Origin of the sequence: Fibrobacter sp. UWB5, from assembly GCF_002210295.1 — a bacterium.
GTDB lineage: Bacteria > Fibrobacterota > Fibrobacteria > Fibrobacterales > Fibrobacteraceae > Fibrobacter.
The window spans coordinates 109,194-125,602 of record NZ_MWQH01000003.1 but is presented as its reverse complement, the minus strand read 5'-3'; the positions used below and the strand labels follow the sequence as shown (position 1 = coordinate 125,602).

The window sequence follows — 16,409 nt, the reverse complement described above, 5'->3', positions numbered from 1 at the left end:
CTATTGCAGTTCTTTCATTCGCTGCACCGCTTCCTTGAAGGTTGCGGGTTCTTGCAGCAAGCTAATCACCACCCAGCCGTCTTCGTCAAAATCGAAGAAGAATCCGGGCTGCACCAGTACATGCTTTTCTTTGAGCAAGCGAAGCGTGAGTTCCTCGTCGTCTTCGCCGAGGCGCACGACTGCATACCAGCCGCCCAAAACCTCGGGGCAGTACTTGGCCGGGAATGCATCGCGGAGCGTCTGCCAGTTGGCAAGCAAGCGTTCCTTGACTTGAGCTTCGTAAGCTGCGGCCTTGGGCAATAGCGACGTACCCAGCGCCTGCGCCGGAGCGGACACACTCAGGTAGGCATCTTCCACAAATTCAAGAGCCGCGCGGATTTCTTCGAAGCGTTCACGCGGGGCGTAGAAAGCCATCCAGCCGAGCTTGAGCTGCGGCGAGCCTACGGCCTTGCTTAAGCCGTTCAGCCAGAATATCGGACACTTGGGACCATTCTCCGGCAGATTGATGAGGTCGTTTCCGCCCGCATCCCAGAGATGTTCGGAGTTTACCCCGAACTTGTTTCGGGGCCCAGGATGACACGCTCCGAAAACATATTGCCAAGTCCGCGAAACTTTATTTGAAAAGCCGTAATCACCGAAGACTTCGTCGACCACGAGAATCATGCCGTTTTCTTCGCAGAAGCGGACCGCAATATTCCATTCTTCGCGGGAGACGCAATGGCCCGTCGGGTTATGCGGCGAAACCAGCAACAAAATCTTAGCTTTCTCCGGAGCCGCAAGCAAACTGTCGGAATCGAGAACGAATCTAAAAGAAGACTTCTCTCGCTTCAGTTGCAGAAAATACGGTGCACATTCCAAGTGTTCAAGTTGCGCAAGCGTATCCAAGAGCGGATAGCCCGGCATCGGCGTCAGAATCACGTCACCCGGGTCGCAGAACGTCTTGAACAGCACCGAGTAGGCTTCGCTCGTACTCGCCGTCAGAATAATCTGCCCCGCCGTAAAGTCGCCGCCACGTTCACGGTAGTACTCCACCACCGCCTCTCGTGCAGACTTCCAGCCTGCTGCATCCGGATTCCAGCAACCGAAGCCGCTTCGAGCCGACTCCACCGCCGCATCCAAATCAATCGGCAGCCCTGCCTTCACAGGCGAAGAAACCGTCATGTCAATAAACGGCGCTGACCCAGCCTTCGCACGCTCCAGTTCGGCAAAGAACGGAGACGGAGATAGATCTTTAGGAAGTCGAGAAGAAAGCATTATTTTCTATGTCTATGCAAAATGCCGGCGAGCACCACGGCAATAAAAATACCCGCGGGAAGCACCACTGCAATCGTAAGGAGAATCAGCTTTTGAAAATCCGTGAGCCCCTTGAGAGAGGCCTTGAATTCCTTGAGTTTCGCTTTCAGGCCGGGTTTTACGGTCCCCTCAGTACCTTCAACGACGGCTCCTTCAGCCGGAGCTTCAGCACGGTCTTCTAAACCAGCAAAGGCTTCCAGTTTCGGGAACAACGCGAACAACTTGGACGCAGATTCCTTTACAGGCCCGACAAAGTTTCCCGCATAAGAGCGAACCTTGTCGTAGCGTTTCTTAAAAGGACGTTTCAGTTGTTCAAGCATCGGTCACCTCTAGGCATTTGTTCGTTTAAGGAACAAAGACCCTGTAACTTGTTCCCATATACTTCAAAATATACATTCCTCGGTGTTCAAGCGCAATAGACAAATCACTTCCCGAGGAAATTTCTCGCTTTACCAGATTCCCCTGCACATCAAACAGAGCAACCGGTTCTGCAAAAGTCAAACCTCTAAGATAGATTCGACCTCTTTCCACTGAATATCTCAACGAAGCACTTGCCAAAGGCACCTGAACCGAAATCGTTCCCGACGAAGACCCCGATTCCGCAGAACTCGACGAACTTTCTACCAGCGAGGAACTGGAGCTCTTTTCTTTCAAGAGCCAGTCGGCATTTTCTACAGATGTGTATATGCTCGTATCACGAGAGAACACGTACTGCGGTCCAACATTCTGGGTCTTGTCACCATTTTTGAGGAGCCAGTTACCAATCTTCTTTCCCGTATTGGGGTCAGAAATACTATCGCCCCAAACCGCAAGGCCACTACAATCGGTAAAGACCGTATCGAGCACAAGATCATTCACATAGCGCACAATGCCGTATGTAGATTTGCGGCCATCAAGGGCAAGCACCGGGAAACGCCCGTTGTGGCACCAAATATTCCGGTTAGATACCGTTTGATACTTCGTATTCAACATCCACGCAAATTGCGGAGACTCCATCAGGGACTCTTCAAGCCCAGTCGTATCGCCTGGAAAAGCTTTTTCCAGCATCACGGAATCATAATGATTGCCTACATGCTCACCACCTAGGATTACATTGTAAAGCGGAGCCTTGTTCCCAACATCCGAGATTTTATAAAACACTGCGTACGAATTATAGACGCTACCCGAATCGGCTCCGACAAGGCCACCCGTATATACGCCAACATTGTTAGAAACATTGGATCTAAGAGTAATCCATGAAGCGCGAACACCACAATCCTCTACAACACCGTCATTAGATTGTTTCGCCACAATGCCACCTGCATAGGCTGCGGGGCTAATCCCCATATCCGAAGGGTCCGTAAGACTTGCAGACAATCGAAGCGCTTTGGAGTCATCGATAGAACCGTAGTAGGATTTAGAAATCTTTCCCAAATTATAGGCTGCAATACCGCCAATCGTCACGCCACCATCACCGGCACGTCCCAAAGAGCCCGTATATTCCGCCCACTCTACAAGGCCACGATTTTCGCCGACAATGCCCGCAACAAGTCCAGTAACAGTCTCCATGTCGCCGACCATCTTGACATGGTCAAGCGTACCCTTGTTAAAGCCACAAATGCCTCCCAGCACCAAAGGAGAATCATCCTTCAGGTCGCCTTCAACACGAGATTCCGAAACGGTTCCTTCGTTTGCACCCACGACGCCCCCCATGAACAACGAAATCATCGAACCATGAGGGGGCACAATCAAATCTTTCACGTAAGCATGAGTCACCGAACCACGATTGTGTCCAACAACTCCGCCCACATATAAATACATCGTATAAGCATTCACCATTATCGAGGCTGCCGTAGAACCGGAGTTCACCACTCTCGAAGAAAAGGTTCCTATGGCAACAGCCTCACAATCAATCACACGGACACTATCGACAAGGCCTCGGTTTTCCCCAACCACGTTCCCGACAAAAGGATAGAAGAGCGGCATATTCGCAATTTCATCAAAAGAGTAGACCGTATCAGAGCCAAGGTGTTCCACCTGAAGGACACTCTTTTCTAGCGTGAAATTCTTGACGACGCCGTTTTCGCCGACAAACCTGAAGAACCCGTTAAAGACGGAATCCACATTTTCTTGCGAATACTCGGAATGCGCCCCCAAAATCGTCTTGCCCGCGCCATCGAAGATACCTTCGAACGCAAGAGAATCAGACGGACCGATAGGGTTCCAATAATTGGTATCGCCCGACACCGAATCCCAAAGGACGATATCGTTTTTCAGGACAGCATTAATTGCGGTTTTGCCCGAAGCGACCTGTTTCGAGAACCAGGCCAGTTCCTTAGCCGAAGAAATCTCGTAATAAGATTTCCCGCCTAAAGAAACTTCTGCCGGTTGAGCGGCAAAATCAGTCCACTCTGCAGCAAAGACCCCCACGGCTACTGCCATAATAGATAGTATTACTCGTAGCACAAATCCTCCTTCTTTTCATTGCCCTAGAGTTTTTAAAGACTGCTACTGCTTTTTATACAGCAGGTTCACGCCACCGAAGAGGGCACGCATGTTTGCCTTGAGCGTATCGCTCGACACACCGCGGCCTTCGACTTCGACGTTGTTCGCCTTCAGCACTATGCGACTGAGGCCTCGGCCTGCCCAGACCTTGTCCTTTTCAGGCACCACGAGCTGACGGTATTTGACGAGTTCCACCGGCATGCCGATTTCACGCATGAGCATGAGGGCCGCCTCGATCGGACCTTCGGCCGTCACGGACTTCACCAAAGATTCGCCATCCTTCTTGAAGTGGAAGATAAAGCGGTTTTCGTCGGGCACGACTTCGATGTTGTTGAAAATCAGGCGACCGTTCACATTCACGAAATGTTCGCGGAACACATCCAGCACGCGTTCGGCAGACAGTTCACCTTCTTTTTCGCTGCAAGCCTTCAGAATCGGCTGCAGTTCGGCGGCTTCGGCAAGAGACATCTTGTAGCCGAACTTCGTGATGATTTCGTACACGGCGGTACGGCCACTCTGGCTCGTAAAGCTGAGCGAATCGTTCTGGTGACGACCGATAATCGAGTAGTCAATCGGGCGGTATGCGCCCTTCTTCATGTCCTTCGTCTTAGAGGCGCCATCCTGGTGGATGCCGCTACGGTGCACGATCGCTTCGGCACCGATCAACGGGGCGCGGCTGTAAATGCTGATGCCGGACCACTGAGAAATCAAGATTGCCGTTTCATAAATGCGTTCCATGTGCAGGCCCGTATTCACGCCGGAGTTATGCAGCGCGACTGCGACTTCGTAGAAGTTCGTGTTGCCGCAACGTTCACCGAGACCGTTCAGGGCAACTTCCAGCTGGGTCGCACCCACGAAGAAACTTTCGACGGTCGCAGCCGTTGCCATACCCAAGTCGTTGTGGCAGTGGACTGAAATCGTGATATTCTTCGGCAGGGCTTCGTACACCTGCTTGATTTGATTCACGTACAGGAACGGACGATAACGTTCGACCGTATTCGGCAGGTTGATGGTCGTCGCACCGGCTTCGACCACGGCCTTCAGCACGTCAATCACAAAATCCATGTTTTCGAGGCAGTCACCGAAATGTTCGGCACTGAATTCCACATCGCCCTTGCTACCCACGAGCGACTTGGCAAACTTCACACAATGAACGGCCTTTTCCTTCACCTGTTCCGGAGTCATGTGCAGCACATGTTCCATAGAGAGCGGGCTTGTGGCAAGGAAGGTGTGGATACGCGGATGCGGAGCATACTGCACCGCTTCCCAGCAGCGCTGGATATCGCTTTCCACGCAGCGGGCCAAGCCAGAGACCACGATGCGCTTGGCGACTTCGTCGCCTTCTTCAGCCATCTTGGCGGTCAGCTGGGCAAGTTCCTTACACGATTCGAAATCCATCTCGGACGAAGCCGGGAAACCAACTTCGGCACCCTGCACGCCGAGTTTCAAGAGTTGCAGGTACACGTCCTTTTTCTGGGCATTGTTCCAGGGCTTCGGAAGAGCCTGGTTACCGTCACGCAGCGTGACGTCGTAAAAGAAGGGTTGTCTTTCAATCGTGTTCTTATTTTCGCTCATTTTTTATCTCCTTGCCGGTCCAACAAGGCGGCAAGCTCATTTTTCGTCTAAAAAATAGAAATTTGACTCAAAAACGAAAGCCCGCGTCCTTATTGGAGCGGGCCTTATGGTTTAAATCCTTGGGTTAAAACTCTAAAATCGTCTTGAACCTATGCTTAAAAACCGGCTTGCGCTCCAGCGCAATGTCCTAGTAGGTTAATAAGTCGTAGATCCAGAATCTTGTTCATATGCAGAAAGGTAATAAAAGTAGGGATTTTTGGCAAGAGTAATTGAAAACTCCCGGGCGTGCACGCCCGGGAGCTACTCCACACAAAGTTCTCGCCGTCCCGAACACCTCAGAAAACGCGGCAAGAACTATGCGACTCTTTAGCGAAACGGGGTTTTACCGTTTCACAATTTTCTGCTGGTAGGCCTTGCCGCCCGCCACTAGACGAACCAGGTAAATTCCCGGCTTAAGGCTACTCAAATCAACACTCGACTGCGATACCGCCTCGGTCGACACCTTTACGACATGGCCATTCACATCGAAAATGTTCAGGCGGCGCACATCCACATTGATTTCAAGACGGCTTTCGCTAGCAATGTAGCGCATCGGAGAAGCAACCTGCATCTTAACGGCAATCGCCTGGGATTGTTCGCTCGAAGAACTATCCACTTCTTCCTGAGAGCTGGAGGACTTTGCCTCGGAACTAGACGAAACCTCTTCGGAGCTAGAGGACTTGGCTTCGGAACTTGAAGACTTCGCCTCAGAGCTGGAAGACTGCACCGACGAGCTGGATTCCACGGAACTGCTGGATGCCGGCGCCACAGAACTGGAGCTTGCATATTCCATAACTTCGCCGTTGCTTCCCTTGTAAGCCATCAGGGCATCTTTCAACTTCTGGTTCACTTCGTAGGCGGCATCGTCCACCGAGTTGTCGAACGCCCACTTGAAATCGCCACCCTGCACGCGGCCCGCATAGGCACGCACATTCGCCATGGCCTGCGCCGGAGAATCCGCCGTGTAGCTGTACATCACGGAATTGTCGGTATCAAAGTTGTTGTAGGTATTCGCACCGGCATAAGACTTGACCGTATTCGGAACCTTGTCGTTGCGGCTAGAAACCACGTAGGCGTCAAAGTCGGCCTTGGTATCGATGGAGCCAGCAGCCGTTTCAGAGCCCTTGAGCACATACTTGCTTGCACCATACGGAATGAACGTGTAAGAACCTTCCATGTGGTTGTTATAAGCCTTGATCGTACCGCCATCTTCGCTGCTGAATGTCGGATTGTTCTTGGTATCGCGAGTGGTGCCGCCAGCATACACGTCGCTTCCCTGCATAGACGTCATCATCGGGTACTTGCAATTACGGAAGTAGTTCGCTTCCATAAACACGGAAGAGCCCTTCGTAGAACCAGCGCCGTATTTGGCCACGCCATCGTAGTAGTTATTGTACACATGGGCGCTGTAGAAGCGCACGCGCGGGTGGCGGCTATCGGAATGGTCGTACCAGTTGTGGTGATAAGTGATGTAGAGACCGTCAGTCGTACCTTCGGAAAGGCCGAGCAAGTTCGACTTGCCGTTATCCCAGAAATGGTTGTAGCTGAAGGTCACGTAGGTGGACTTTTTGCAGTCCAAGGCACCATCGCCCTTGACCTGGTCCTTATCGCTACCCGCATGGCCGTAGAAGAAGTCGCAGTTGTGCACCCAAATGTACTGGTTATCCTGCTGCAGGCCAATGTTGTCGCCTTCGTCGGAATCGACATTCATAACACCGATGTTGCGGATTTCAACATCGAAAGCGTTCTTGATACGAATGCCCCAGCCGTTTGCCGTAGCGTCGTTACCGATACCTTCGATCGTCATGGCGCCACCTTCCTTTTTGCCCATGTCAATCAGAATGTCACCCTTGTCGGTCACTTCGGGGTCGGTCACGTTGCCAATCAAGCGAATGGCGAGCGGACGCGTATCGTAGCCCTTCTTGAATGCCGTCAAGATATTCTGGAGGCCCACGCATTCCGTTACAGCACCCTTGCTGCTCGTCACCACATCAAGCTTGATGGTATTCTTGGTCGATTCGGTCACATAGAGAACCACGGCGCCGCTCTTGAGCGTACCATCGGTCTTGTAAGCACCCGGAACATGGCCGTTGCTAAAAGCGAAGCCCGCGCGATCATGGGCCTTAACGGTCAGGGACTTCGAAGTGGTGGAAGCACCTTCTTTGCCGCCCTTGACAGAGGCCACCTTGAGCGTGTAGCTACCGGCCTTGAGGCCGACCACGTCAACACGGTACTTGGAGCCGTACTTGCGAATGAGCTGACCGTCTACCTTGACGTTGCTTGCGCCAGCGCCCGAATAGTAAACATTGTAGCTGTCCGAACCATCGGAAGCCCATTCGGCAAAAGCCGATTCGAGCCAGCCTTCGGCCTTGTTGATCGACACCTGGGCATAAGCCCCGGCAAATCCGAGAAGCGCCACACCGAGCGCCACTCTAGAAACCATTTTGGAACCTGTTGAAACCATATTCATCCATCCCTTTTTGAAAATGTTCTCAAATTTCTTCTCAAAATATACACTTAAAATTTGACAAAAGCAATACAAAAATCAATATTTATTTGATATTTTTAAAGATTTTACAATTTAAAATGTTCTCAAAAATATAAAAATCCTTAATTTTTTGACAATACAAGCGATCTACAGACTTTTTCGATCTGAAAAAGAAAACTTGACTGTCACACTGATTCGAAATGCCTAACGGCATTTTTATCTCTTTTGGGTTATCATAACAGGAATCACGTTAGTGATTCCCAATCCGTGTGACAATTGGGGTTTTAGGGGCGAAGCCCCTAGGCGAGGGAGTGGAGAGCAACGTAGTGCGAACCAGGGGGAAACCTCCCCCTCACTCATTTTAAAGAGTTTTTCGCGAAATTTTGCACTTTTTAGGCTAAAATCTTCATATATTGAAGGTATGAAGTTGTTTGAGCGTATTTTTTCTACCCTTTTGGTGCTTGCGGCGTTCTGTCTTGCCGACACCACATCGATCGCCCCCGTCGATTCCGCAAAAACGGCAACCGATTCGGTCATTACACAAGAAACTAAAAAGCATGCAGTCTGGATTAAGCTGGAAGGTGACGTAGAACCGTCGATGTACGATTTCTGCGCCCGCGCCATCGATGACGCGCTCCAGGAAAATCCGGACTACATCGTCTTCGAAATCAACACCTTCGGCGGACGCCTCGACGCAGCCTTCGACCTGGTGGACACCATTATGGCCGTCAAGGGCCCAACCACTATCGCGCTCGTGAAAAAGAAAGCGATCAGTGCGGGCAGTCTTATCGCGCTCGCCTGCCAAAAGCTTTACATGCTCGAAGCCACCACGATCGGCGACTGCGCCCCCATCGTGCAGGGCGGCGACGGCACTCCGCAAATCGTCGGCGAAAAAATCCAGTCTCCGCTCCGTGCCAAATTCAGGAACCTTGCCCAGCGTAACGGTTACCCGGAACTTCTGAGTTCCGCCTTCGTTACGCCGGAACTCGAAATTCTCGAACTCACCGCCACGCTCGACAAGGGTAAAAAGTCTCAGCGCGACACCACGCTCATTATCGAAGGCTCCAAGTACAGCGTCCTCGACAGCGCCGCCAAGGCATTCTGGGGCGCCCCGAAGATTCTCGTGAAAGAAGGCGAACTCCTGACCATGACCGACAAGGAAGCGCAGGAACTCGGATTCTCGCAGGGAACCTTCAAAAGCCGCGACGAATTTGAAACCAAGCTCGCTATCGAAAGCAGGAGCGAAGTCGAAACGACCCTCGGCGAAGACATCGCCTCCGCAATTGCCGCTATTTCGGGCATTCTCCTGATTCTCGGCTTCGGCGCGCTCTACATCGAATTCAAGACGCCGGGATTTGGCTTATTCGGAATCATCGGCCTCATCCTGATTGGCATCGTGTTCCTCGGACAGTTCGCCCCGCAGCTTGATGGCTACATTCCGGCGATTCTGCTGGTGGCCGGCGTGGTGCTGTTCCTGGTCGAAATCTTCGTGATGCCGGGAACGTTCCTGTTCGGCATCGGCGGCATCGTGTGCATGATTCTTGCACTCGCGCTTTCGTTCGAGCCCTCGGAAATGCCCGAATACGTGCCCGAAACCATCGAAACGACTTTTGACGCCACGCCCTGGCTACTCGGGTTACTCTACATGTTAAGCTGCGCGGCAATCGCGCTCGTATTCCCGATCGCCGCAAGCAAGTACCTGATTCCGCTTTTGCCCGAAGGTTGGACGCCTATGCTCAAGACCGATTTGGAAACCGCTGCCTCGCCCACCGAAGCTGTTCAAGAAGTTTCTGTCGGCGACGAAGGTATCGCCAAGACGTTCCTGCGCCCTGTGGGCCAAGCGCTCATTAACGGCAAGCTATTTGACGTGCAGACCCACGGCGAAATCATCGAAGCAAGCACCCGCATCAAGGTGACCGCCGTACAAGAAGGCCACATCTGGGTGACGGTTGCTAAAACTGAAATGGAAGGCTAGTTTCGTCAAACAAGAATTTTAAAACAAAAAAAACGGAGACAAATAATGGATACACTCCTTATCGTTGGAATCATCATCGCGGCGATTGCCGTTATCATCTTGCTCGCCTTTATTGGCAAGTTCTTCAGCCTATGGCTGCAGGCCTTGTTCTCCAAGGCAAACGTGAGCATTTTCCAGCTTATCGGTATGCGCCTGCGTAAGGTGCCGCCGCAGGTGATTGTGGAAGCCCGCATTCTTAGCTGCAAGGCTGGCCTCCCGGTTGATACCAACTTACTCGAAGCCCACTACCTTTCCCGCGGTAACGTGCTCCGCGTGATCCAGGCTTTGATTGCCGCCAACAAGGCAAACATCAAGCTCGACTTCAAGGAAGCCGCCGCCATCGACCTTGCCGGCCGTAACGTGCTCGAAGCCGTGCAGATGTCCGTGAACCCGAAGGTGATTGAAACGCCGAAGGTTTCCGCCGTGGCTCTCGACGGTATTCAGCTGCATGCCGTGACCCGCATTACCGTGCGCGCCAGCATCCAGAAGCTTGTGGGTGGCGCAGGCGAAGACACTGTGGTCGCCCGCGTGGGCGAAGGTATCGTTTCTTCGATCGGTTCTGCAAAGAGCCACAAGGACGTGCTCGAAAATCCGAACATGATTTCTAAAAAGGTACTTGCCTCCGGCCTTGACGCCGGCACCGCATTCGAAATTCTTTCGATCGATATCGCCGACGTGGACGTGGGTCAAAACATTGGCGCTATCCTTGAAACCGACCGTGCCGAAGCCGACAAGAAGATTGCACAGGCCAAGGCAGAAGAACGCCGCGCCATGGCATACGCCGCCGAACAGGAAATGAAGGCAAAGGTCATGGAAATGAAGGCGAAACTCGTGGAAGCCGAAGCCCAGATTCCGATGGCTATGGCATCGGCCCTTCGCGACGGCAAGCTCGGCGTAATGGACTATTACAACCTCAAGAATATCGAAGCCGACACGCAGATGCGCAAGGAAATCGGAGCTGCCCCGGAGACTAAGTAGTAACCATGGAAGGACTACTCATTCTCATAGGAATATGGGTTCTCGATATCGTCATTAAGAAGGTCGCGGCCAACCGAAGGGAGCAACAGCAGCAACAACAGGTGCCGCCGCAATACCAGACCGATGACGACGAACTGGACGAATCCGAAGAACCGGCGCAAGGGCACACCCCTCCGCGCTCGTTGCAAGATTTGATCCGCCAGTTCGAAAACGCCCAGCGCCAAGCGACGCAAGGCAATATCGAGCCGCCCACTCCCCCGGTGCAACGTAAGCACGCAGAGCAGCTGACGCTTCGCGACATTGCCGAAGTCGTTATCGGCGTAGATTTTATCGACCTGGAATTCTTGATGGAAGAATTCGACGTTGACGAAAACACCGCCGCCGAAATGCTCATGGATTTGCAAGCCCACCGCATCGTGGGCCGCGACATGGGCGAAGGCGACTGCGACGTTTTAGTGCACGACATGGAAGAACTCGACAACTTGCTGCTCCACGAAAAGCGTGCCGAGCAAGAAAGAGAATCCGCCGCTCGCAAGCATCACGAAGCCGAAATGGACGAGTTGCGCCGCAAGGAACTGGAGCGCCAGCGTGAGCTGAACGCTCTCGAAGAACGCGCCAAGTCTGCACGTGAATCTGCCGCCGCATTCATGGGAAATGATGTCGTGAGTGGAACCGAACAGGCTCCGCGCCGCGCACCCCTTGTTTCGACTAAAAACCTTACCGACGTGCGTAAGGGATTCATCTGGGCTAAAGTCCTGGACGAGCCCCGCTTCAAGCGCCGCTGGAGCGCTCAGTACCGGTAACTACTTACCGAACCACTTGACCGTAACATCAACGAATTTGCCGTCTTTCTTCATCGAAGCAAGGACGGCATTTATTGTATCGCGGAGAGCCTTGTCAGCTTTGCGGAATCCGACCGCATAAAACTCATTGAACACGCCATCTTCCAAAATGGCATATTTTTTATTGTTCAAGACATTCCAGTACTTGGCAGCGACTTCATCCATAAACACGGCATCGACAGAATCTTGCACCATGGCGTCCAGCGCAAGGTTCATAGTTTCAAACTGCACGATTTCCTTGACATCCTTTTTAATTTCAGACTGTTCAATCATTGACCAAGCAGTCGATGCATTCTGAACGCCGATCCTTTTACCCTTCAAAGAATCCAAGCTATTGTAGGACTCGTTCTTCACCATGAAAACCAGTCTGTTGGTAAGGTAAGGATCGCTCAAGTTCATGGAAGAAGCACGGGCGCTATCGACACTCATGCCGTTCCAGATGCAGTCGATATTTCCGGTATACAATTCTTTTTCCTTGTCGGCCCAAGGGATCAAGTGCAATTTAAGTTTCACTCCCAAGCGGGAGCATACTTCACGCGCCAGGTCCACGTCGAAACCCACGACGTTGCTGTCCTTATCGGTAAAGACCATGGGAGGGAAATCACCCATGTGCCCCATGACCAAAATACCAGAAGCCTTTACCCTATCGAATGAATAATCCGAATGCAGGGATTGTTTTTTCTCATTGCAGCCAGAAAGCGCAACAGCGCAGGCAATGGCAGATATAACCGTGAAAAACTTGTTCATGACGTTTTCCTTTTCAAACTTATTTGCCAAACCATTTCATTGAAATTTTCACAAAACGACCATCGACCTTCATCGCCTTCATCATATCATTTACGGCATCGCGGAGAGCAAGGTCGTTCTTGCGGAAACCGATAGCAAGCTTTTCTTTAATATGAGGATCCGCCCACAAGAAGTATTCTTTCTTGGATTTAAAAATCAAATACTCTGCGATGACTTTATCCATGTACACAACATCGACATCGCCGCTGTCCAATGCCGCAAGCGCCTTGAGGTTGTCTTCAAAAGCAACGATTTCCTTAGCGGACATCCCTATCTCGGATGTGACCAAATGGTCTTGCGAAGTGGAGCCCTTCTGCAAGGCAATTCTCCTATTTTTAAGGGAATCCATATTCGCAAGCGAAGAATCCTTCACTACAAAAAACATGCCATTATTAAAGTACGGATCGCTCAAGCTCATGGTCGAAGCGCGGGAACTATCGACACTCATGCCATTCCAGATGCAGTCAATTGCACCCGAATTCAATTCATGTTCCTTGTTGTCCCAATTAATCGGAACCGTCTTGAGTTTGATACCCATACGGGCACAAACCTCTACGGCGAGATCTATATCAAAGCCAACGATGTCGCCATCTTGGTCATAAAAACCCATTGGCGGATAATAGGCATCGAGGCCAATGGTTAATTCCCCCTTTTCAATAACCTTCTTGTAGGAATCATCTCTTTTTTCACAACCGATGATAGCCACAACAAAGGCGATAAAGGCTATAAACGCAAAAATCTTTTTCACTTTACAATCCTTCTTCGCCTTAAAAAATAAGAAAAAAAAAGCGACAGGAGCAAGCTAACTGCTAAAAAATGTAAAAAGGGCCGCATCGCCGCGGTCCCTTTTTATGTTACAAGAAATCAATTTTTAGAAAATCTTGACAAGAATTGCGACAAGCGTTCGTTCCCGGACTGGTTGAACACGAAATCAGGGCTTCCCTGCTCCACGATAACGCCACCATCCATAAAGATGACCTTATCCGCCACATCACGGGCAAAAGCCATTTCATGCGTCACGATGACCATGGTCATCTTGTCTTCGGCAAGTTTCTTGATAATCTTGAGCACTTCGCCAGTGAGTTCCGGGTCTAGCGCAGAGGTCGGCTCGTCGAAGAAAAGAATCTTAGGGTTCATCGCGAGTGCGCGGGCAATGGACACGCGCTGCTGCTGGCCGCCGCTGAGTTCGCAGGGGTAAGCCTTCTCCTTGCCTTCGAGGCCCATGCGCTTGAGCAAGAATCGACCCATGGCGCGGGCTTCTTTGCGTTCGTCCCCAAGCACACGCACCGGAGCGAGGCAAAGGTTCTGAAGCACCGTCAAATGCGGGAACAAGTTGAAGTTCTGGAACACGAGCCCCGTAGAAAGTCGAATATCGCGGAGCGTTTTCGCCGGCGCGTACTTGACTGCTGAGCCCTTCGCCGATGTGTTGGGGACTACCATGTCCTTGCCGTCGACCTGCACCAGGCCGCCGTCAACCGCTTCGAGCTGGGTAAGGCAGCGCAACAGCGTACTCTTGCCGGAGCCGCTGGGTCCGATAATCGAGAGCACCTCGCCCGCCTTCAGGTCAAAAGAAATATCCTTGAGCACATGCAAGTCGCCAAAGGACTTCTTGACGTGTTCTACCTTGAGGATCGGCGCAGATTCATTCACGTTTTCCATTCCACGCCTCACTTATAGTAATTGAGCTTGCGTTCCAGATAGGCGAAAAGCACGCTCAGCAAAAGGTTTGCCACATAGTAGAACACACCTGCCACAAACAGCGGATAAATGCTGGCATATGCCGCCTGCTGTTTCTTGGCCAATGCAAAAAGTTCCGTCACCGCAATCACCTGCGCAAGCGATGTATCCTTCACCAAGGTAATCACTTCGTTTGCACTCGCGGGCACCACACGCTTTACCACCTGCGGTAAAATGATGCGGAAGAATGTCTGCGTACGGGTCATGCCGAGCATGTAGGCGGCCTCGTACTGTCCTTTAGGAATCGACTGGATTCCGCCGCGGAAAATTTCGGCAAAGTACGCCGCATAGTTTATCGAGAATGCGACAATCACCGCCGGGAAACGGTCAAACGAAAAGCCTAGTCCCGAATATTCGCTCAGGTAATACGAGCCGAAATAAATGGCCACAATCTGCAACAAGAGCGGCGTTCCGCGCATCACCGAGATGTAGAAAGACACCGGGTAACGCACCACGCGCCACTTGCTCATCTTGAGAACCGCAATGAGCAGACCCAACGGAATCGAGAACAGGAGCGTAAGCCCGAAAATGGCGAGCGTCGTGCAGAAGCCGCCCCAAAGGATAGGCAAAAGCGTTGACAATTCCGACATTACTTGCCAAACCACTTGGCAGAGATTTCGTCGAACTTGCCGTCGGCCTTCATGGCAGCCAGGGTAGAGTTCACGGCATCACGCAGGGCCTGGTCCTTCTTGCGGAAACCCACGGCATAGACTTCGTCGGAGAGGCCTTCCTCGAGCACAGTGTAGTCCTTCGCATTCGTCACAATCCAGTACTTGGCCACGATTTCGTCCAGGAACACGGCATCCACGCCGCCCTTGTCCAAATCCATGAGCGCCGTCTGGTTGTCGTCAAACGGGACGATTTCCTTGGCGGCCTTGCCCGCTTCGGAGGCATCCAGCAACTTCTGGGCGGTAGAACCGTTCTGCACGGCAATCTTCTTGCCGGCGAGGGCAGCGAGATTTGCAAGAGCCTTGTCCTTCACCGTGAAAATCATGCGGTTCTTGAGGTAGGCGTCACTCAAGTTCATCGCGGCGGCGCGGGCGCTGTCCACGCTCATGCCGTTCCAGATGCAGTCAATCTTGCCGGTGTTCAGTTCCTGTTCCTTCGCATCCCAGGAAATCGGCTGCGTCTTGAGCTTCACGCCCAGGCGAGCGCAAACTTCTGTAGCAAGGTCAATATCAAAGCCAACGATGTTGTTGTCTTTGTCGCGGAACCCCATCGGCGGGAAAGAGTCATCGAGGCCGAGCACGAACTCGCCTGCAGCCTTCACCTTGTTCAGGGATTCATCAGCAGTAGGCTGTTCTGCCTTTTGGTCGTTACAGGCAGAGAATACAGCGGCACAAGCAAACGCCGCAAGCATTGCAAAAAACTTTTTCATAGAAAACTCCTTTTATGGAGCTAAAAATAGAAAAAAAACGTTAGAATTAAACCTACAAGAAATAGGCTGTAACGTTAAACTGCAGGCTCCAAATCTTCATTGGGGACGCTTCTCGGTAAGCGGCCCCTTTTGTCATCTCGACAATTCCCTCTTTTTCGATGCGGGTCATATCGATGGCAAAGCGCACTCCCAAAGTAAGCCCGCCCTCACTAGTGACCATAGGACATCCCAAGCCCAAAATAAGCGCCCAGCCAAAGTCGTCCGCATCAAAGTCAAAAGAATCATCGACCTCTACACCCACAATGGATCCCCCCACATTCAAGTTAAATTGAGGGCCCGCTTCTACATAAAACTTCGACGATGGCAAAACGCGTACCAATACCGGAAACACAAAGCTATACGCATATAGGTTAAATCTTGCTTCATCTTCATAAGGGTCCTCTGGCGGAAGGCTGTAAACATCCCCCTCTAGAGAAATAGCGTAGAATCTAAAAGCAGCCTCGCCCACAAATCCGACGATTGGGTTCAAACGATACCAATACGAAGTCCCAAGTTCAAAGGCAAATCCCGGCCCAGAAGCCAAACTCAATTTTGTAACGCCTTCTTTGGACGAGCCGAAAGTTCCCTTTACCGGCGCATTATCCCACACGTAGTCAAAGCCCCACATCAGGTGACCACCCCAATAATGCGATTTTAAAGACGACGCTTCTTCTGCAAAAGCAAGCGACGCCAGCAATAGCGCAAAAAGGCAAATTTGAATTCTTTTCATCTCGGCTCCTACAGCAAATATAAACT

General features: G+C 51.6%; 14 protein-coding genes. 3 read left to right on the top strand and 11 right to left on the bottom strand.

Translation table 11 applies throughout. The annotated features are described in order from the left end of the window. The 5 genes from B7989_RS06690 to B7989_RS06670 form a co-directional block, all read right to left on the bottom strand. Positions 1-1,254 (bottom strand): pyridoxal phosphate-dependent aminotransferase, encoded by a 1,254-nt coding sequence (locus B7989_RS06690; protein WP_088627772.1) that lies wholly within the window; start codon positions 1,252-1,254, stop codon positions 1-3. Further along, a complete protein-coding gene (locus tag B7989_RS06685) occupies positions 1,254-1,613 on the bottom strand; it encodes a hypothetical protein (RefSeq protein WP_088627771.1) in 360 nt (119 codons plus the stop codon). The genes B7989_RS06690 and B7989_RS06685 overlap by 1 nt, the downstream gene beginning before the upstream one ends. A 25-nt stretch (positions 1,614-1,638) precedes the next feature. Next, entirely contained in the window at positions 1,639-3,714 is a 2,076-nt protein-coding gene (locus B7989_RS06680) for a hypothetical protein (protein WP_088627770.1), read from the bottom strand. A 66-nt stretch (positions 3,715-3,780) separates the two neighbouring features. Beyond that, positions 3,781-5,352, bottom strand: a complete 1,572-nt coding sequence (leuA2, locus tag B7989_RS06675) for a 2-isopropylmalate synthase LeuA2 (protein WP_088627769.1) — start codon at positions 5,350-5,352, stop codon at positions 3,781-3,783. A gap of 382 nt (positions 5,353-5,734) precedes the next feature. Further along, complete coding sequence (locus B7989_RS06670) at positions 5,735-7,861, bottom strand: T9SS type A sorting domain-containing protein (RefSeq protein ID WP_233144285.1); 2,127 nt, start codon at positions 7,859-7,861, stop codon at positions 5,735-5,737. A gap of 439 nt (positions 7,862-8,300) precedes the next feature. On the opposite strand from B7989_RS06670, the gene B7989_RS06665 reads away from it, so the two are divergent. From B7989_RS06665 to B7989_RS06655, 3 genes are read left to right on the top strand one after another with little or no spacing between them, the layout of a single operon-like run. Further along, positions 8,301-9,854 carry a nodulation protein NfeD gene (locus tag B7989_RS06665; protein WP_088627767.1) on the top strand — a complete coding sequence of 518 codons (1,554 nt, stop codon included), beginning with the start codon at positions 8,301-8,303 and terminating at the stop codon, positions 9,852-9,854. A gap of 45 nt (positions 9,855-9,899) precedes the next feature. After that, the gene (gene floA / locus B7989_RS06660; RefSeq protein WP_072797389.1) at positions 9,900-10,871 is read left to right on the top strand and encodes a flotillin-like protein FloA; all 972 of its coding nucleotides are present in this window, start codon (positions 9,900-9,902) and stop codon (positions 10,869-10,871) included. A 5-nt stretch (positions 10,872-10,876) separates the two neighbouring features. Further along, the gene (locus B7989_RS06655) at positions 10,877-11,674 is read left to right on the top strand and encodes a hypothetical protein (protein WP_088627766.1); all 798 of its coding nucleotides are present in this window, start codon (positions 10,877-10,879) and stop codon (positions 11,672-11,674) included. Here B7989_RS06655 and B7989_RS06650 read toward each other — a convergent pair whose 3' ends face one another. The 6 genes from B7989_RS06650 to B7989_RS06625 form a co-directional block, all read right to left on the bottom strand. Further along, positions 11,675-12,460 (bottom strand): transporter substrate-binding domain-containing protein, encoded by a 786-nt coding sequence (locus tag B7989_RS06650; protein WP_088627894.1) that lies wholly within the window; start codon positions 12,458-12,460, stop codon positions 11,675-11,677. Positions 12,461-12,479: 19 nt separating this feature from the next. Further along, complete coding sequence (locus B7989_RS06645; protein WP_088627765.1) at positions 12,480-13,247, bottom strand: transporter substrate-binding domain-containing protein; 768 nt, start codon at positions 13,245-13,247, stop codon at positions 12,480-12,482. Between the two features lie 116 nt (positions 13,248-13,363). Further along, positions 13,364-14,158, bottom strand: coding sequence for an amino acid ABC transporter ATP-binding protein (locus B7989_RS06640; protein WP_088627764.1), 795 nt, complete (start codon positions 14,156-14,158; stop codon positions 13,364-13,366). Positions 14,159-14,166: 8 nt separating this feature from the next. Continuing rightward, the gene (locus B7989_RS06635) at positions 14,167-14,826 is read right to left on the bottom strand and encodes an amino acid ABC transporter permease (RefSeq protein WP_088627763.1); all 660 of its coding nucleotides are present in this window, start codon (positions 14,824-14,826) and stop codon (positions 14,167-14,169) included. Beyond that, positions 14,826-15,614 (bottom strand): amino acid ABC transporter substrate-binding protein, encoded by a 789-nt coding sequence (locus B7989_RS06630; protein WP_088627762.1) that lies wholly within the window; start codon positions 15,612-15,614, stop codon positions 14,826-14,828. Before B7989_RS06630 ends, B7989_RS06635 begins: the two co-directional genes overlap by 1 nt. 52 nt (positions 15,615-15,666) lie before the next feature. Next, the gene (locus B7989_RS06625; RefSeq protein WP_088627761.1) at positions 15,667-16,383 is read right to left on the bottom strand and encodes an outer membrane beta-barrel protein; all 717 of its coding nucleotides are present in this window, start codon (positions 16,381-16,383) and stop codon (positions 15,667-15,669) included. Positions 16,384-16,409: the final 26 nt, after the last annotated feature.